This is a genomic window from Maricaulis maris, assembly GCF_003634045.1.
GTDB lineage: Bacteria > Pseudomonadota > Alphaproteobacteria > Caulobacterales > Maricaulaceae > Maricaulis > Maricaulis maris.
Map to the genome: position 1 here is coordinate 125,639 of NZ_RBIM01000004.1, position 19,197 is coordinate 144,835.

Consider the following 19,197-nt stretch of genomic DNA (forward strand, 5'->3'; position numbering starts at 1 on the left):
TCCCCTTATGTCCGGATCTGCGTCAAAGTTGACAGAGCCGCAGCGGCGCGTCAATCAATTGTCTGACAAGAAAGCGCGCCGGAGCCCGCCATGAGGATAATCGCAGCCAAAGTCATCGTGACCTGCCCCGGTCGCAACTTCGTGACGCTGAAAATAGAGACCGACCAGGGCCTTCACGGCATCGGCGACGCGACGCTCAACGGGCGGGAAAAGGCCGTCGTCGCCTATCTGGAAGAGCATGTGATTCCGCTCCTGATCGGCCGCGACGCGCACCGGATCGAGGATATCTGGCAATATCTCTATCGCGGGGCCTATTGGCGTCGCGGCCCCGTCACCATGTCGGCGATCGCGGCTGTTGATACCGCACTCTGGGACATCAAGGCCAAAGCGGCGGGCATGCCACTCTATCAATTGCTTGGCGGTGCCTCGCGCGATGGCGTCCTGGTCTATGGCCATGCCAATGGCGCCGATATCGAGGAGACCGTCGACGCGGTCGGCCGCTATCAGGACATGGGCTACAAGGCGATCCGGGCCCAGTCCGGCGTACCGGGGGTCAAGGGGGCCTATGGCGTTGGCAAGGGTGGTCTCTATTACGAGCCCGCCGACAGTACCTTGCCGAGCGAGACTGTTTGGACGACCTCGACCTATCTCGACCACGCGCCAAAACTCTTCGAACGCCTGCGCGCCACCTACGGGCCGGAAATCGAGCTGTTGCACGATGTCCACCACCGCCTGACCCCGATCGAGGCGGCCCGGCTGGGCAAATCACTGGAACCCTTTCGCCTGTTCTGGATGGAGGACTGCACGCCGGCGGAGAACCAGGACGCCTTCCGCCTCGTACGCCAACACACCACGACCCCGCTCGCAGTCGGCGAGATCTTCAATTCGATCCATGACTGCCGAACGCTGATCGAGGAACAATTGATCGACTATATCCGCACCACCGTGGTGCACGCCGGCGGCATCACCCATCTGCGCCAGATCGCCGGGCTGGCCGCGCTCTATCAAGTGCGCACCGGTTGTCATGGCGCCACCGACCTGTCGCCGGCCTGTATGGGCGCGGCGCTGCACTTTGATCTCTGGGTGCCCAATTTCGGAATCCAGGAATATATGCGCCATTCCGAAGAAACCGACGCCGTCTTCCCGCACGCCTATACGTTTAATGACGGCTATCTCCATCCCGGCGAGGCGGTCGGCCACGGCGTCGATATCGACGAGGCGCTGGCCACAAAATACCCCTATGACCCCAAGCAGCTTCCCGTCGCCAGACTGACCGACGGCTCGATATGGAATTGGTAGACATGACCGAATTTGCCCGCTCGAATGCCCTTCTGTCGCCAACCCTGGTGATTGCACTCGCCCTCGGCGCCTGTTCGGCCGGACAGCCGACCGTTGCTGCCGCCCGTATGGTGCGGGACAATCCCGCCACCCTCAATCTGCTCGACCCGATCTTCACCGATCACATGGTGATCCAGCGCGACCAGCCGGCCACGATCTGGGGACAGGCCGAGCCGGGCACCACGGTCACTGTGCGCTTGGGCATCGACAGCCAGGACACCACAACGGACGACGATGGCCGTTGGCAGGCGGTCTTTGCACCCCATTCAGCCGGCGAGCGGCTGGCGTTGGAAGTCGTCACCGCGCAGGGTGTCGAGCAGCGGGTCGATGATATCCTGGTCGGCGATGTCTGGCTGTGTTCCGGCCAGTCCAACATGGAATTCCCGGTGCATCGCGCGCTCAATCCGGGCAGCGAGATATCCGGCCCGCACAATCCCACCATACGTCTGCTCACAATCGCCCACGACAGTCAGGTCACGCCGCAGGCCGACCACGCCGATCCGGATGTCTGGCAGATTGCCTCACCCGACAGCGTCCCTGATTTCTCCGCTGTCTGCTATTTCTTCGCCCGTGAGCTGCAAGCCCGTATCGATGTCCCGATGGGACTGATCGACGCCTCCTGGGGCGGGTCCCAGATCGAAGCCTGGATCAGTGCCGATGGCTTGCGCACGAACGGCGACTTCAACGCTTCGCTCGACACGCTGGCCCTCTATGCCACCGATCGTGCCGCCGCCAGCGCCGGCTTTGGCGTCGAATGGGAAGCCTGGTGGCAGGACGCCGCCGGCACGACGCCATGGACCGATGAGGCCGTGATGGCCGAACCCGGCCAGCCGGCACCGGCGCAGATGGGCGATTGGCGCAGCTGGGACATCGAAGGGATGGACCGGCATCTGGGCATGGTCTGGTTCACGCGACAAATCGAGCTGGATGCCGTGCAGGCAGCCCAGGACGCCTGGATCGATCTCGGCGGGATCGACGAAGTTGATGCCAGCTGGGTCAATGGCCAATTCGTTGGCGCGACCTTCGGCTGGGGGTCCGGCCGCACCTATGACCTGCCGCAAGGCAGCCTGCGCGCCGGCAGCAACATGATCGCAGTCAATGTCCTCAACACCTGGGGTGCCGGCGGCATGGTCGGCCCGGACGAGGCTGTCCGCCTGCGCTTTGCCGATGGCAGCACCGTGGCGCTGGCCGGCGATTGGCGCTTTGCGCCGGTTCCATCCTCGATCGGATCACCACCGCGGGCGCCATGGGAATCCGTCGGCGGGCTGACCGGCATGTATAACGGCATGATCGCACCGCTCGAACACACCCGCTTGGCCGGCATGATCTGGTATCAGGGCGAATCCAATACCGGGCGGGCCGACGCCTATGAGGGGTTGCTTGAGACACTCCTGGCCGATTGGCGCAACCAGTTCGGCGCGGACATGCCGGCCCTGATCGTGCAGCTGGCCAATTTCGGCGCCCTGGCGGACCAGCCGGTCAATTCCGGCTGGGCCCGGGTGCGCGATGCCCAACGCCGGGTCGCCGAGCGTGATCCACGCGCCGGCCTGGTGGTCACCATCGATATTGGTGACCGGCTCGACATTCATCCGCCCAACAAGCAGGAAGTCGGGCGCCGCGCAGCCCGCGCCGCCCTCCACGTCCTGCACGATGGCGCCGGGACCGGCTGGGGTGCACGGCCACGCGACGCTCGCCGAGCGGATGATCAAATCGTGCTGCGTTTCGACGATGTCGAGGGTGGTCTGCATGCCATGAGCACGGATGCGCCGGGCGGTTATGAAGCCTGCAATGCCGACGATTGCCGCTATGTTCCGGCCCGGCTGGCCGATGATCACATCGTGCTGTCGCTGTCCCCGGATGCGGGACTCATTAGCCATGTACGCTATTGCTGGGCCGACGCACCGATCTGCCCGCTCTATGACGGAGCCGGCCTGCCGGTCGGCCCGTTCGAGCTGGCTGTGGTCCGGGAATAGACGGTCGCGAACTTCGCGAACTCAGCGCAAGGGCCCGGTCGTGTACAATCGGATTTTGAGCCCGCCATGATCGACCGGCCGCCCCGGCGGTTCGAATGGCAGGCGCGTGGCCCGGGCCAGCGCGGGGTCGGTGGTCACAATCGCGGCTCGCCAACCGGAGAACCGCATCCGAAGTGCATCGCCCAGCGCACCATACACCGCATACAGGGATTTTTTGTTCCCGATCCGGGCGCCATACGGCGGATTGGCAATGACCAAGCCTGGCGCTTCGGCGGGGCAGGACAATTCCTTGACAGGCGTGATGTCGAACGCCGTCATGGCCGCGACACCGGCGCGTTCGGCGTTTGTCCGGCTCATCCGGATCGCGCCTGCATCACGATCCGAGCCGAAACAACGGGTTTCCGACCTCGCGGTGGCGGCCTGTTCACTACGCTCCGCCTTCATCACGCGCCAAGCCCGGGCATCGAAACCGGCCAGAAGTTCGAAGGCAAATGCCCGGCCGCGGCCCGGCAGGAGGCCGGCCCCCATTTCGGCGGCCTCGATCACGAATGTTCCGGAGCCGCACATCGGGTCAAGCACCGGCTCGACACCGTCAAACCCCGCTTCACGCAGGAAGAGTGCCGCCAGGGTTTCGCGCATCGGCGCCTTGTTGACCTCGGCCTTGAAACCGCGCCGGTGCAGGAGTTCGCCGGAGGTATCGACGCTCAGCGTGCACAGATTGTCCTCGATCCGGACCCGCACACACAAGGCCGCCTCGTCATTCACCGGCGCACCGCAGACCGCTTCGATCGCTTTCGAGACACGCTCGGCAGCGGCACCGGCATGATAGATTTTCGAGCGGCGGCAACTTGCTTCAACGCGGACCGGGACATCCGGACGAAGTAAGCCTTTCCAGTCGACCCGGTGGGCGAGCTTGTCGAGTTGCGACAGGTGGACAACGCGGAAAGCGTCGATCCGGGCCAGGATGCGGCTGGCGCCACGGATTTCCAGATTGGCCCGCCACACATCCGGCCAGCCGCCCTGTATGGTCACACCACCCGGTTCAGGGCGCGGGGCTGCAAACCCTTTTTCCGACAATTCTGCGCAAAGCGTCGGCTCAAGCCCGGGAACCACGGCGAGGAATATTTCGAAGTCAGTTTCGCGTGTCATTGCGGACATCTAGCCGAGAACGGCCCGGGAGGCGACCACAAGCCACTCAGGCCTGACCGATCTCGTCCATCGCAATCGCCAGTGACTTCACCACCGCGTGGCAGGATGCCCCCTCGGAGATATCCAGCGCCGCGACAGAGCGGCGGGTCACGCGCGCCAGCACCGGCCCCGCCGGCGTGGTGAGTGTCACGAGTGCCGCCGCAGGGTCGATAACCGCGACACGCTCGACAACCGCGGGCAAGACATTAAGCGCCGACAGACCGACCGGGGGGCCGCGCGAAATCAGGACATCCGTGGCCGCAATGCGCAAGCGAACCGATCCGTCTGCCGGTCCGACAAAATCCGGCAGGAAGAGCGGAACACCACCAGCCGATAACTCCGTGACGCCGTCAGGATGGCGACGCTCGACCCGCGCACTGATTATCGCGCCCGCTTGGTCGGCCCCCGACGGCAGAAGGGCCGGATTGCCCAGAACCTGCGCCGCACTGCCCTGGCCGATGACCTTTCCGTCATCGAGCACAACGACCGTCGTCGCCAGCCGAACCACTTCCGACACGGAATGCGAAACATAGAGGATCGGGATCGAGAGTTCGTCACGCAAGCGTTCGAAATAGGACAGGATTTCGGCTTTGCGAGGCCCGTCCAATGCTGCCAGCGGCTCGTCTGCCAACAGGAGGTCCGGATTGCTGAGCAAGGCGCGACCGATTGCAACCCGTTGCCGTTCACCGCCGGACAGACCCGCGATGGGCCGGTCCAGCAGCGCCCCAATTCCGAGCAGGTCGACGACGGGGCCGAGATCGCCAGCGCTGGCTCGCCCGGACGCGAAACGCCGACCGTAAAGCAGGTTGCCCCGGACATTCAGATGCGGAAACAGGCGGTCATCCTGAAACACACACGCCAGCCACCTGCGATGCGGTGGCGTGAACACGCCCGCATCCGTGTCATTGAGACAGCGGCCATCAATACTGATGTGCGCGTGCTGCGGCCGGTACAGGCCGCACACCGCATTGACCAGGCTGGACTTGCCGGCACCCGAACGCCCGAACAGCACTGTCACACCGGCCGGCGCTTCAAACTGCGCATCCAGCGCGAAATCACCCAATTGGTGCCGGATCGCGACCCGAAGACTCATCGGCCACTCACCCGCCGCGCGACGCGGCGCGCCAGGATTTCCGACGCAATCAGCGCTGATATCGAGATCACGACCGAGATCACCACCAAGCGCATGGCCGACGCCTCGCCGCCGGGAACCTGCAGGAAAGCATGGATTGCGGTTGGCAGGGTCTGGGTCTGGCCGGGGATGTTGGCGACGAAAGTGATGGTCGCTCCGAACTCACCCATGGCCTTGGCGAAGGCAAGGATGGCGCCCGCCACAACACCGGGAAGCGCCAGTGGAAGGGTCACGGTCAGAAATACCCAGGCCGGCCCCGCACCCAGCGTCGCACTGGCCTGCTCCAGCCTTGGATCGACCGCCTCTATCGAGAGGCGGATCGCCCGCACCATCAGCGGAAAGGCCATGATGGCGGCGGCCAGCACGGCGCCCGTCCAGCGAAAGGCAAACACAATGCCGAAGGGCTCAAGCAGGGCCCCGACCGGCCCTTGGGTGCCGAATGCGAGCAACAGCAGATACCCCGTCACCACGGGCGGCAGGATGAGTGGCAAATGCACAAGGGCATTGAGGACTGACCGACCGGGAAACCGACCGCGCGCCAACAAATGCGCCACCCACAGGCCGGGTGGCAGGCTGAGCAAGGTCGCCCAAGCGGCCACACGCAGTGACAGCATCACCGCCTGCCATTCCTGCGCACTCAACCCGTCCATCGGCGCCGCCTCCTAGAATTCGCCAACGACAAACCCCTGCGCCGTCAGCACCGCTCGGGCCGGGTCGTCGCGTAGGAAGTCGATAAATTGCCGAACCGCATCGCGATCATTGCCGGTCGTTATCGCGACCGGATAAGCGATCGGTGGATGGCTGGCCACCGACAGGCGATAGAGGACAGAGACACGGGGTTCGGCCCGCGCATCGCTCTGGTAGACAAGGCCCAACGGCGCTTCACCCAGCGCAACCAGCGCCAGGGCCGCGCGAACATTGTCGGCTTGCACGATACGCGGCGACAGCTCATCCCAAAGTCCGCGTGATTGCAGTGCCGCCTGGCCGTAAATCCCGGCCGGGACAGAGGCGATCAACGCCATCGCCAAGGGCCTGTCACCGAGTTCCGCGAAACAGGCAGCGACGGTCAACTCGGGCCAGGTCTCGCGGCCGCCGCCATGACCGACCAGGACGAGCCGATTGCCGGCAAGGTCAAAGCGACTGTCCGGCTCGATCCAGCCCGCCGCCTCAAGCCAATCCATCCAGCCGGCATTGGCGGACATGACAATGTCAGCTGGCGCGCCATGCGCGATCTGCCGAGCGATGGCCGGTGAGCCGGCGAAGGCCAGGGTCAGCCGGTGCCCGGTTTCGCGCTCGAAATCATCGCTGATCTGTTCCAGCGCGGTGCGCAAACTCGACGCGGCAAACACCGTGATGTCGTCGGCATGGGACGGCGCCCGCCAGCCGGCGGCAAGGGTCAAGGCAGCCAGCACGCCGATGAGGACGTGAACCGGCATCCGGCAGCGCACGCCCAACTGCCGATCACAGGCCTTCAGATCAGACACGACCCGTCACGGGCAGCAGAGCACCGGTCACTGCACGCGCCTGCTCACTGGCGAGAAAGAGAATGACGGCTGCCAGATCATCCGGAGCGACCCAGTCGGACGGGTCCGCGTCCGGCATGTCGGCCCGGTTGGCCGGTGTGTCGATGATGGATGGCAAGACGGCATTGACGGTGACCTTGCCGAGCAGCTCACGCGACAGGCTCTCCGTGAGACGTGCGACGCCGGCCTTTGACGCGGCGTAGGCGCCCATGCCCATGTCAGACTTGACGGCACCGGCGGCGCCAATGCTCACAATTCGCCCGGACTGGCTTTTGGTGAGCCAGGGCAAGGCCGCCTTGCTGGCGACAACCGCGGTCCGCAGATTGATTGCGAACATGCGCTCCCAGCTTTCGACATCGCCGTCCTGCAGGGTCTCCCAGGCGAAACCACCCGCGATATTGAGCAGGGCATCGATACCGCCGCACTGGTCAGCGGCGTCTGCCATGGCTGCGCTGGCGGAGGCCGCATCCGTGAGGTCGACATCGCCGAGCCGGACATCACCGGCCAGGCCCGCCTTGTCACCAATTGATGCCCGGTCGATCAAGACCACCTGATAACCATCGGTCAGCGCGCGCCGCGCCGCCGCCTGCCCGAGAATGCCGGCACCGCCGGTAATCACGATCGTGCGCTTGCTCATTGTCCATCCTGCTGTCTTGGCGTGGGTCGGGCGATATCCGCCCGGGCAAATATCGGACCCTTGCCGGTCCTGGCCCGAACCTATCGCAGCGCGCGACCCGATACCAATCACGGACTGCGGCGCGATCAGCATTGCAGACGTGACAGGGACATCACCCGGCCGGATCAGAATATGCCAAGCCTATGCAGCGCTGACCGCAGCCTCGAACACGTCCAGCCCCTCATCGAGCTGGTCAAACGGAATGGTCAGCGGTGGGAGGAATCTGACGACATTCCCGCGAACCCCGCAGGACAGAAGCAGCAAACCACGCGCACGCGCCTCCGCCACCACGCGCCCGGTCCGGGCCGCGTCCGGCTTGCTCGCATCGCCATCGACAACGAACTCCACCGCGCTCATGGCGCCGACCGTCCGCACATCGCCCAAGCCCGTGTCGGCTTGCCGGATCGCTTCGCAGCGCCGGACTATCCGGTCGCCGATCTCAATCGCGCGTTCACAAAGACCTTCCGCCTCGATGGTGTCGAGCACGGCCAGCCCTGCTGCACAGCCAAGCGGCGATCCACCATAGGTCCCGCCCAGCCCGCCGGGATTGGCCGCATCCATGATCGCCGCCTTGCCGATCACGCCGGAGATCGGGAAACCACCGGCCATGGCCTTTGCCACCGTCATCAAATCAGGCTCGATACCGGCGTGATTGACCGCGAACATGGCGCCGGTCCGGGCAAACCCGGACTGGATTTCGTCGACGATGAGGAGCATGCCGTGCCGGTCGCAAACATCGCGCAGGGCGCGCATGAAAGCCGGCGAGGCGGCATAGAATCCGCCCTCACCCTGGACCGGCTCGATGATCATGGCCGCAACCCGCGAGGCATCGATATCGGCCTTGAACAAGCGTTCCAGTGCGAGCAGCGAATCGTCTTCGGAGATGCCCAGATAAGGGGCCGGGAAGGGCACATGATGAATATCCCCGGGGAAGGGACCAAAACCGGTCTTGTACGGCACAACCTTTCCGGTCAGCGCCATGCCCATCATGGTCCGGCCATGGAAGCCACCGCCAAAGGCAATGATGCCTGGGCGCCCGGTCGCGGCGCGGGCAATCTTCACGGCGTTTTCAACCGCCTCGGCGCCGGTGGTCAGGAAGATCGTTTTTTTCGGCGTATCTCCGGGCGCGGCTTCGTTGAGGCGCTCGGCCAGGCGGACATAGCTCTCATAGGGCGTCACTTGCGCACAGACATGCGAGAAATTCTCGAGCTGGGCCATCACCGCGGCTTTGACAGCCGGGTGGTTGTGACCGGTGTTGGTCACCGCGATCCCGGCGGCAAAATCGAGGAAGCGTCGACCTTCGACGTCCCAGATTTCGGCGTTCTCGGCGCGGGCCGCGAAAACCTGATGCATCATGCCGAGGCCGCGCGGAATGGCGGCTTCGCGCCGGGACCAGAGTGTTGCGTTTTCCATTACATGTCCTCCCGCCGGTTCAAGCCGACAGGCCTCCCATCAGCATGTATTTGATCTCAAGATAATCATCGAGGCCGTAGCGCGATCCTTCGCGTCCGAAGCCGGATTGTTTCACGCCGCCGAACGGCGCCGCCGCCGAGGACAGAACACCCTCATTGATACCGACCATGCCATAGGCGAGCGCCTCACCGACCCGCCAGGCCCTGCCGAGATCCCGCGTATAGACATATGCCGCAAGCCCGTACTCGGTCGCATTGGCCAGCGCGATGACGTCCGCTTCGGTCTCGAAGCCCGCCAACGGCGCGACCGGACCGAAAATTTCTTCGCGCATCACGGCCATGTCGGCGGTGATGCCGTCGATCACGGTCGGTTGATAAAAGAGGTCACCTGCCGGGTGTTTGCCACCGCCAGTCAGGACGCGCGCCCCCCCGGCAAGCGCATCGGAGACCAAGCGTTCGATCTTCGCAAAGGCCGCCTCACTGATCAGAGGGCCGATATCTGTGCCGGACCGGTCGCCATGCCCAACCGTCAACGTCGCGACGCGCTCAGCCAAGCGGCTGGCGAATTCGGCCATCACACCGTTTTGGACAAAGACCCGATTGGCGCAGACGCAGGTCTGTCCGGCATTGCGGAATTTCGAGGCCATCAAACCATCCACGGCCGCGTCCAGATCAGAATCGTCGAAGACAATAAAGGGCGCATTCCCGCCCAATTCCATGGACACCCGCTTCACCGTCGGCGCGCATTGCGCCAGGAGTTTGCGACCGACCTCGGTGGACCCGGTAAAGGACAGTTTCCGGACAACTTCGCTGGACGTCAGCACGCCGCCGATTGCCGCAGCGTCAACACCGGGCACAATGTTGAACACGCCGGGCGGCAAACCGGCTTCCAGCCCCGTCGCCGCAGCCAGAAGCGCCGACAACGGCGTTTCCGCGGCAGGTTTCGCGACGAGGGTGCACCCCGCTGCGAGTGCGGCGGCCGCCTTGCGGACCAGCATTGCATTGGGAAAATTCCACGGCGTGATCGCAGCGCAGACACCAACCGGCGCTTTGGTGACGATAATACGCTTGTCCGAAGCCGGTGCCGGGATGACGTCGCCATACGCCCGCGTTGCTTCCTCGGAGAACCAATGCAGATACGACGCGCCGTAGAGAATTTCACCGCGCGCTTCGGTCAGCGGCTTGCCGTTTTCGCGGGTCAGAACCGGCGCCAGCTCGTCGACCCGCTCGATCATCAAGTCGGCCCAGCGACGCAGGATCGCAGCCCTGCCGGCAGCTGGCATGGCCGACCAGAAGGCCAGCGCTTCGTCCGCCGCGGCGATGGCGGCTCGGGTCTCAGCGGCACCACAATCGGAAACCGATGCGACGACATGCCCGGTCGCCGGGTCCCGCACATCGAACCGTCGACCACTCTCGGCATCACGCCAAGTTCCGCCGATCAGCGCCTGCGTTGGAACGGATAGCATCACATCCAGCATTTGTTTCCCCATTCAATCTTATGGGGCCAGATTTAGCGGTTTTTCGATTTTCCGGTAGGGCCAGTTATCCGGCGTCGGTCGCGCCAGTTTCGTCGCGGCGGCGGTCAAGGACCCGCGCCGGCCAGAGCATGAAAGCCAGGCTGACGGCGAGACCGGCAATCGCAACCCAGATCAGCATCCCGAATCCAGCGCCTGCGCCGAGGATGGCGCCAGCAATCATGGGTCCGGATGCGAGACCCATCTTCGACACAAACCCCGCAAAGGCCGACGCACGGCCGGCACTGTCGAACTCGGCGGACATGCCGAACAGGTAGGCGATGACAAAGCCCCAGGTAATCCCGGTCCCGCAATTGGCAATCAGGTAGGCGGCCGGATCGCCACTCCACTGGAACATGGCCGTGCCGGCGAAGGTGAGCAGCATTGACGCGCCGAGAAGCCAGAAACGACCAAAACGCAGGCCGCAAATCATGACCAATAACGGGCCGGCCAGTGCCACCCAGGTCGCCAGGCCCAATGCCGTCGAGACGTAGCCCCGGTCAAGCCCGTAATCGATGCCAAGCCGGATGATGTAGGCGAGCAGCCCCATATTGGCAGCCTGAAACAGGAAGATGGCGGCATAGGTGAGCAAGAGCGGTGGCCACTGAATGCCGACCACTTTGTTGACGGTCTTGTCGCGCGCCGGATAGCTGGCGAGAAATGGCAACATGATCAGCGTCACGAGGCTGAACAGGGCCAGCGCGATGAACAGGGCTTGCGTGCCGAAAGCCGGCGCGAGGGGTGGCAGCACCATCACCGCCAGGCCGCCCAGCCCGAACTGGACAAAGAGCAACATGCCGAAGCTGCGGTCGGGATTGGCGGTCCGGGCAATGACCGCGAAAGCGGTCCCGGTCAGCAGGCCGCCAACCACGCCGTGGGCCAGGCGCACGGGGAGGAGAAGCTCGAAGCTGTCGATCCAGATCGAGCCGATATCAACCACGATCAAGATGACCAGGCAGATGAGAGCCGTGCGCCGCCAGGGCCAGGTCTTGATCAGGAAGACCGCCGCCAGGGCACCCGCGGCAGCGCCGTAGATATTGGCCGACCCGATCTGTCCGGCCTGGCTGTCATTGAAGCCTAGACCCGTCACCAAACCATCGACGATGGCGGCCATGATGTTCACGTAGAACAAACCGGCGGTGGCGAGAAAGGCCAGCATGACCGCCGCGATCAACCCGTCAGGCGCCGCCGTCGGTAGGACGCGCTCACGGCGCGGCATGGGGGTATCAACCGTCATTGTCTGACCTCGCAGAAGGGTTCAAGCGCGTTCGATTCAGCGGCAGCGCGCCGCCAGGAAAATTGGCGTCCATCGCTCACATAGGCGTAGACTTGGCCGTTCGGGATCAGCGCGACGGTGATGCCGCCATACCCCGACATCGCAGGGATCCAGAGATCGCCCTGGCAGCCCAGCGCGGGTCCCGCATTCCAGGCCCAGAACCCGTTCTGATAACGCTGCGCGTCACCGCCGGCAGGAAGCCCGCGATCAGCCGGATTTCGCTGCAAGGCCGCCGTCAGCATTGTCGGGTCGAGCCCCTCCGGACCGTCCGGTCCATTGAGGTAGGCCGCCAGGCGCATGATGTCGTCGAGATGCAGTGTCAGTCCCCACCCCGAAACCGGTTGTCGCGCGCCGTCATAACTGCGGCGTGTGTGGTCGGCGAGCGGCGACAACCCGATCTCGCGCCAGAGCGGTACCAACAGGTCATCATAGAAGTCGGCATCGGCCCGGCCGGTATGGTCGCGCCAGAATGCCTGCAAAGCCGTGCCCAGGATGTAGGTGTCGGTAGTATGATAGACCCACTCGCTTCCCGGATTTGACCGACGGGCATGCAAGCTGCACGCGGAATCGATGCGCGCCGCATGCGTTGTCTGCGACATGAATGCCCAGAGCGTGGGGTCGTCCTCATCGCGATTGTATTCGCTCGAGGTATAGAGGCCCGTTGCCATGTCCAGCGCGTGCTCGAAGGTCACTCCCTGCCACCGGCGCCCCGAACACGCCGGTACATGGTCCGTAATGTAGGCATTCCGGGCCCCCGGATGGGCTTGCTCCAGCCGCATCAATCCCAACGACGCCACCATGGACTTGGCGAGTGAATACGATGGCAACGGCAGGGTCGCGCAATAGGGGTCCGGCCCGAACCGGGTTTCGCAGCCGCCCGTGTAGAGATCATCCGACGCCAGCAAGCCATAGACCGTCATGGCCTCAGGCGAGACTTCGAGCGGCGATCCGAAGGCTTCAATATCGACGTCGCCATAACGCTCGACCAAGTCGGCGATCGGCCGGCGGCGCAGCCTGTTGTCGATTTCATCGCGATAGCGGATGCGAAGGAGATCCGCATCCGCTGCAACGATCGAACCGGGCTCAAACAGAACCGGCAATCGCGTCCAGAGATCGAACTGGAAATAGGCACATGTCTCGGCGCCCATGACGAGTATGGCGGTCGCCTCAGCGCCGGTCTCGCTTGGCTCGAAACTCAACCAACCGGTATGGACGCAATTGGCGTTGCGCTCTTGGAGCGCGATCGGCAGGACCGCCCGCACGCGCCCATCCGCTGCCCGCCAAGCCTGACCGGGCTCGACGATCCACTCCCAGTGCGGATGCTCCCCGGCCTGCGGGCCCCGCACTCGCGGGATCAGGGCGCTGCCATCACTGACAATATCCATGTCGAGGCGGGGCAAGGTAAACATGCCGGGCTCGGCACCATAGTCGAACTCATCGTGATGAACCCGAAATCCGTCAACCGTGGCGACCGGTGGCAGGGAAAGTCGACCGGCAATGGTCGAATCCAGCGGCCCGGCATTGTCCGGCCTCATGAACGCCCGGCTCGACAGGGCATTGCCCAGCGGCCCGTTACCGGGCGGGATACGGTCATCAAGCGAGAGATCAACAGCGGCCGCCTCAACCCGAAGATTGTCTGCCCAGCACGTGTCGTTGAGCGTGTTGCCCAGCACCCGCAAACGGACCGCGACCCAGTCTCCAGACGGCGGGTCGACGAGGACGCCGCCGACCCGGTGCAGGGTCAGCCCGTCGTCCTGGCCGTCAACGACACGCCCGACTTCCTGCCAAAGCTCACCGTCTGACGAAATTTCCAGCAGACAGGCATCATCGGACTCAAGATCGAGGGCTGCGAAACTGACCGAAACATGCACGTCGCCACGGCCATCCAGCGGCACGACACGGGCCGCCCAGGCGTCGCGTCGCAAACGCAGGGAATGATTGCCGTCATACTCGGTCAGCAAAAGGTCGCCGCGACCTGCCGCCCCCCGCCAAGCCTCATCAAGTCCGGCCTCGAAGTCTTCGGACAGCGGCGATTGCGCGTGTGCCGCTCCGGACATCAGCCACACCAACAGGCCAAGCGAGGCGAGCCTCATGGCGCGACCCCGAGCTTGTCGGCAAGCGGTTGAAGTTGCGCCTCATATCGCCGCCACAAACCCACGGAGCTGGCGTAAATCGGTTGGCGTACCTGCGCGGCGCTGTGGGTCGCTGTCGGGCCGGGATTGCGGTGAAAGGCGAGACAACTTGCCTCAAATTCAAGACCAACGGCCTGCAACAGGCGGCGCGTCTCGGTTTCCTGATCCGCCACGACGTCTTCATAACGCACATCAATGATACGGCCCGGCAGGACACGGCGCCAATGATCCATCAGCGAGTCCTTGGCCCGCATATAAGCGGCAAGATCGCCGAAATCGTAGGAATACGGATAACCCATCCGGAACAGGGCCTTGTAGAGCGAGTAGGCATTGTCCATCGGCTCGCGTTGCATGTGGACAATGCGGGCATCGGGCAAAGCCGCCGCAATCAGCCCGATATACAGGAAATTGGCCGGCGCCTTGTCGATAAAGAAGCGGCGCCCGTCGGTCCGTTCGCCAACGCGCTTGAGATAGGCTTTCCCGAGATCGGCAGGGGCCAGACCGGCCGCGGCCTGCACAAGGCCCGACTTGCCGCCATCCGCACGGCAAAGCGCTGTCAGCGCCAAAGCGAAGTCGTTGAGTTCGCCAAGACTTTCCACATCCGAATGAGCACTCAATATCCGGTCCACGAGCGTGGTTCCGCTGCGCGGCAGCCCCAGAATGAACACCGGTCCGTCGCCGGGCTCTCCACGAGACGCTTTGTCGAAATAGGACGCATCGAAGGTCGAGGCGATCTGCGCCATGGTGGCGACATCGCCGGTCACATCGTAACGCATCAACCTCCGGCGATGCTCCGCGCCGGTCTTCAACGCCTCGAAGCTCGCGGCACCATCACCGATGTCTTCCAACTCCTTGGCCAGCGCGTAATGCAACGCGACCGGCCCCATCCTTGTCCGGTGCGGCGCGCGAATAAGCCGCCGAATCTCGTCGACATGGTTCCGGTCGACCGTCTGGCGTCTTAGCGTCGCGCGATTGTAGTAGGCATCGTAATCATGCGGTGCACGCGCGATCACCGCGTCGAATTCGCTTTCCGCGGCGTCGAGTTCACCGACCGCGACAAGATGGGTCGCCAGATTGTAGCGATGTACCGCCACATCGGGTGCCAACGCGGCTGCCGTGCGGGCACACCGGGCAGCATCAGCATGACAGCCACACTGACCAAAGGCTTCCGCCAACCGTCCGAGCCAATTGGCGTCGCCGGCCGCCTCGCCCTCCATCGCGATCAGCGCGGACTTGGCTTGCCGGAGCTCGCCCAGGTGAACCAAGGCTTCTGCGTCCATCAGCCGCGCCAACGGCGAAGCCGGCTCGATCGCCAGCGCCTGCGCCAGTGCTTCGCGCATCCTGCCGAACTCTCCGCCCAACTGGAATGCTCGCGCGGTAATGATCCAGCCTTCGAGATAGTCGGGATAGTCGCGGGTGAGCGCCTCGGCGACGGCTTGCCCATGCGCGATCCGCCCGGCACGCAGCGCCTGATCAATCTGGTCAAGTCGGGCTTTTGGCGTTGCGGGTGAGATAACGGCATCCATGGCAAGAAAACGGGGCGATCGCGCCTGGCGAACGCCCCGATCCTATCCGATCAGAAGGTGAAGCGAACGGTCGCGCCGACAGTTCGCGGCAAGGCAATCATTTCCTTGTTGCCATTGCCGAAATAGCCCTCGGTCGGCGCTGTGCCCATATAGGCCTCGGTGAAAACACCGGTGACGCCTTCCTCATTGGTGATGTTCTTCACCCACAAGGACAAATCGACATTGTCGCGGGAAAGCGTCGTCGTCAGATTCCAGATCGAGAAACCATCGAGCGGCACATTAAACGTCGGCGACGTCGTCACGGCATTGCGCGTTTCGGATTGGTAATACCCGTCAAGCCGCGTGAATGTTGTCCAGTCAGCCAGCTGGCCCGTATGGTCCAGTGACCAGTTGAACTGGTGTTCCGGCGTACCCGGCAACATGGCGCCATCCAGCGCGATTGGCGCGGCTGGAGCGGGTCGATCCGGTGCATGGAAGTTTTCACTGAGCTGGGCGTCGATATAGGCGTAGCCAAGAGCGTAGTGCCAATCATTGCCGACAAAGCCTTCCAGGGATGCTTCGAGACCATAAGTGCGCGCAGCCCCGCCGTTCTGGACTGCAAAGAAGCCCCAGAATGTCGTCGACGTGTTGAATTGAGGATCCGCCCAGTCGATGTAGAACAGGCTGACATCATAGATGAAGGCGCCGTGGTCGCCCTTGAGGCCGACCTCGTAGTTGACGACCGAGTCCGAGCCGTAGACCTGCCAACGCGGATCTTCGGCGTAGAAACCGGACAGCGGAACGGCATTGGCACCGCCACGGCGATAACCCTCGGATATCGTGGCATAAAGCATGTCGTCATCGGAGAAGCGCCAAGAGCCGTTCAACTTGAACAACACATCGCTTTCCGACGTTTCGAAATCGGAATTGACGTCCGGGAAAAGACCGGTCCAGAGCGGCAGCGCCATGTAGCTGTCATTCTCGGAGTCATTGTCGAAATAGCGGCCACCGAATGTGATGTCGATATCTTCACTGGCGTGCCAGGTCAGCTCGCCAAACACCGACATCTCCGTGAAATGCTCGGTCTGGCGATAGTCCCAGTCCTGATCGCCAGTGACCGCACCGGCTGCAACCGGGAGGAACGCGTCCCACCAGTCCTTGAAACCGACGAGATAGCTCTGCTGGGTCATTTCGCGCTGCTGGCTGCGATAAAAGCCGCCAACGACATAATCGAAATTGCCGCCATCATCGGTGACGAGGCGCAATTCCTGGATGACCGCCTCATCGGCATAGGACCGGACGGCTTGCGCCATCGGGCGCGGGTAGTTGTAGTAGAAACCGAGCCAGCCGGCCTGCGCATAAAAGCCGGTGTTCTCACTGATGCTGTCACCGCTGTGGTCATAGTGCGAGGTCGATGATGTCAGGGTTGCAAAACCGAGGTCCACTTCGGCTTCCAAGGACGTCATGTTGATATCGCGGCTCGACGGTTCGAGCTGGATCGAGCCGTTTTCATACTCGTCATAGACATTGCCGAAACCGTCGGCTCCGACGGTTTGCTGGCGACGGCCACCGACTTCATCGGACTGACGCGCGTGCACCAGCCTGATGGACGTCGTGTCATTGGGTTCGACGAGGAGGGTCGCGCGCCCCATCCAGGTGTCGAACGTGTCGGCATCTTTCCGGGATGTGTAGGACGCCGCCGGGTCCAGCACGCCATTCGGTGCGACGGGCGTTCCGCTGGCATCGAGTTCATAAAGGTTCACATAGTCGGTGATGCCCGGATAGTCGCCCAAGCTCCCGACCAGGCGCAAAGCCGCGCGGTCGCCCAGCGGAATGTTCAGGGCGCCATCAATGCCAAAGCCATAACTCCCCGATCCATTTACGTGCGAGGCAGAGCCGGACAGGTGACCGCCAAATTCGCCCAGCTCCGGATCACGGGTGATGTAGCGGATTGTACCCCCCAGAGACCCCGATCCATAGAGCGTGCCCTGCGGGCCGCGCAGGACTTCAACGCGTTCCAGGTCGCGCAATGCAAAATTGGCGAAGATCGGCGTGTCGTTGATATAGGTCGATACCGACGCCACCGACGAAGTCGCGTAGTCGCCCAGTCCATTGCCATCAACGGCAAGGCCGCGAATTCGGGCCGCGTTCAGCGTGCCGGCGTTGCGGGCGCCCCGATCAACGATGGTGACACCGGGGATCGATCGCAGCAATTCGGCTTCGTCCAGGATCTGTCCCGCCTCGATGGCGTCGCCGCCAATGGCAGAGATGTTGTACGGAACGTCCGAGACGGTTTCTTCGCGACGCGTCGCCGTGACCGTAATCACGTCCCGCGCGGCGCGCTCTTCCTGGCCAAACGCCGGACTGGCCAGACCCAAACCGGTCAACGCTGTCCCGCCCATGAGTGCTGCCGAGAGAACGCGTTTGCTTATGCTCTTGCTAGTCGTCATGCCCATGTTACTCCTCCGGTGTTACCGGCCCCCTGATTGATACGGCCGCGAGGCCGAGAGACTGTCAGTCCAAAATTTTCAGTCGTGGCTTGTGATCGTTGCGGGCATCCGACGACGCGGCGCCTTCCGCGGCCGGACGGCGCGGCATGGCCAGCTCCCCCAAACCGGTCATGCTGGCGCGCCTGGCCTTGATGTCCGCGTGCAACGGGAATTCGACTTCGCTGTCGCGGAAACTCTTGAGCACCTGCCCTAGTCCGTTCCAGCCGCGCTCACGCATCCGCGACACTGTCGAAAGGTCGATATCCAACGCGATCACTTCGCGTCCGGCACCGGCCTCATAGACGACGTCGCCACCGGGGCCGTAAATCGCGGACCGCCCGACGCCGAGATCGCCGGCGAGGTTCACATCGACAAAGAAGCATTGATTCATCGCCGCATTGGCGCGTGCGATCGCGAGCTCGACATCGCGATCAATCGTGTTGGTCATAGTCGGCAGAAGGATGACCTCTGCCCCGAGCCCAACCAAGGTTCGAATGACCTCCGGGAACCACATGTCATAGCAGATGGCGACCCCGACCCGACCTGCGCCCGGCATGTCGAATACGACATAGTCGCGACCGGCCGTAACCCCGGTCTCGTAGGGCAGGAAGGGGAAGATTTTGTCGTAACGGGCGACAATGTCGCCCGCCGGGTTGATGACCGGCGTGGTGTTGAAGACAGCGCCGGCACGGCGCTCATAAAGCGAGCCGGGCACCAGCCACAGGCCGGTTTCCAGCGCGAGCGCCTTGAGCCGGGTTTCGGTCTCGCCACCGGCAGGCTCGGCCTTGTCAAGGCTGGCGCCATGAATCGCGAGCTCACCGAGCACCACCATGTCGACCCACGGAAAGCGCTTGGCCACAGCGCGAGTCTCGCGCTCGACAAGCTCAAGATTGTCATCTTTGGCCGCTGCCAATTGCAGCGCCGCAATTCCAAGTGACGACATCATTATTCTCCCCGCACGCAGCAGCCACAACGCGGCAATCCGCATCAGTGAGGGAAGCATGACAGGGGCGTGACGGTGCGGTTAGAACCAGTTTCA

At 63.6% G+C, this 19,197-nt stretch carries 14 protein-coding genes; 2 read left to right on the forward strand and 12 right to left on the reverse strand.

The features are described 5' to 3' along the window. The first annotated feature begins 90 nt into the window (after positions 1-90). Together manD and C7435_RS09155 are read left to right on the forward strand one after the other, a co-directional pair. Positions 91-1,299 (forward strand): D-mannonate dehydratase ManD, encoded by a 1,209-nt coding sequence (manD, locus tag C7435_RS09150; RefSeq protein WP_121211056.1) that lies wholly within the window; start codon positions 91-93, stop codon positions 1,297-1,299. 2 nt (positions 1,300-1,301) lie between these two features. Then, positions 1,302-3,311, forward strand: a complete 2,010-nt coding sequence (locus C7435_RS09155) for a sialate O-acetylesterase (RefSeq protein WP_233350731.1) — start codon at positions 1,302-1,304, stop codon at positions 3,309-3,311. Positions 3,312-3,332: 21 nt separating this feature from the next. On the opposite strand, the gene C7435_RS09160 is transcribed toward C7435_RS09155, so the two are convergent. The 12 genes from C7435_RS09160 to C7435_RS09215 all read right to left on the reverse strand — a co-directional run bounded on the left by C7435_RS09160 (position 3,333) and on the right by C7435_RS09215 (position 19,101). After that, positions 3,333-4,460 carry a THUMP domain-containing class I SAM-dependent RNA methyltransferase gene (locus C7435_RS09160; RefSeq protein ID WP_121211418.1) on the reverse strand — a complete coding sequence of 376 codons (1,128 nt, stop codon included), beginning with the start codon at positions 4,458-4,460 and terminating at the stop codon, positions 3,333-3,335. 46 nt (positions 4,461-4,506) lie between these two features. After that, positions 4,507-5,592, reverse strand: a complete 1,086-nt coding sequence (gene modC / locus C7435_RS09165; protein WP_121211058.1) for a molybdenum ABC transporter ATP-binding protein — start codon at positions 5,590-5,592, stop codon at positions 4,507-4,509. Then, complete coding sequence (gene modB / locus C7435_RS09170) at positions 5,589-6,281, reverse strand: molybdate ABC transporter permease subunit (protein ID WP_121211060.1); 693 nt, start codon at positions 6,279-6,281, stop codon at positions 5,589-5,591. Before modB ends, modC begins: the two co-directional genes overlap by 4 nt. A 12-nt stretch (positions 6,282-6,293) precedes the next feature. Beyond that, positions 6,294-7,115: a molybdate ABC transporter substrate-binding protein gene (gene modA / locus C7435_RS09175; RefSeq protein WP_233350732.1), complete on the reverse strand. Its 822-nt coding sequence runs from the start codon at positions 7,113-7,115 to the stop codon at positions 6,294-6,296. Continuing rightward, positions 7,108-7,791 carry an SDR family NAD(P)-dependent oxidoreductase gene (locus C7435_RS09180; protein ID WP_121211063.1) on the reverse strand — a complete coding sequence of 228 codons (684 nt, stop codon included), beginning with the start codon at positions 7,789-7,791 and terminating at the stop codon, positions 7,108-7,110. Before C7435_RS09180 ends, modA begins: the two co-directional genes overlap by 8 nt. 180 nt (positions 7,792-7,971) lie before the next feature. Further along, complete coding sequence (gene gabT, locus C7435_RS09185; protein WP_121211064.1) at positions 7,972-9,243, reverse strand: 4-aminobutyrate--2-oxoglutarate transaminase; 1,272 nt, start codon at positions 9,241-9,243, stop codon at positions 7,972-7,974. A 19-nt stretch (positions 9,244-9,262) separates the two neighbouring features. Next, positions 9,263-10,720: an NAD-dependent succinate-semialdehyde dehydrogenase gene (locus C7435_RS09190; RefSeq protein ID WP_233350733.1), complete on the reverse strand. Its 1,458-nt coding sequence runs from the start codon at positions 10,718-10,720 to the stop codon at positions 9,263-9,265. A 64-nt stretch (positions 10,721-10,784) separates the two neighbouring features. Next, positions 10,785-11,993 (reverse strand): MFS transporter, encoded by a 1,209-nt coding sequence (locus C7435_RS09195; protein WP_170150416.1) that lies wholly within the window; start codon positions 11,991-11,993, stop codon positions 10,785-10,787. After that, complete coding sequence (locus C7435_RS09200) at positions 11,990-14,125, reverse strand: serine hydrolase domain-containing protein (protein WP_121211065.1); 2,136 nt, start codon at positions 14,123-14,125, stop codon at positions 11,990-11,992. The genes C7435_RS09195 and C7435_RS09200 overlap by 4 nt, the downstream gene beginning before the upstream one ends. Further along, the gene (locus tag C7435_RS09205; protein WP_121211066.1) at positions 14,122-15,690 is read right to left on the reverse strand and encodes a tetratricopeptide repeat-containing sulfotransferase family protein; all 1,569 of its coding nucleotides are present in this window, start codon (positions 15,688-15,690) and stop codon (positions 14,122-14,124) included. The genes C7435_RS09200 and C7435_RS09205 overlap by 4 nt, the downstream gene beginning before the upstream one ends. A gap of 50 nt (positions 15,691-15,740) precedes the next feature. Then, entirely contained in the window at positions 15,741-18,119 is a 2,379-nt protein-coding gene (locus C7435_RS09210; RefSeq protein WP_233350734.1) for a TonB-dependent receptor, read from the reverse strand. Positions 18,120-18,183: 64 nt separating this feature from the next. Next, positions 18,184-19,101 carry a carbon-nitrogen hydrolase family protein gene (locus C7435_RS09215; RefSeq protein WP_121211424.1) on the reverse strand — a complete coding sequence of 306 codons (918 nt, stop codon included), beginning with the start codon at positions 19,099-19,101 and terminating at the stop codon, positions 18,184-18,186. Positions 19,102-19,197 lie beyond the last annotated feature (96 nt).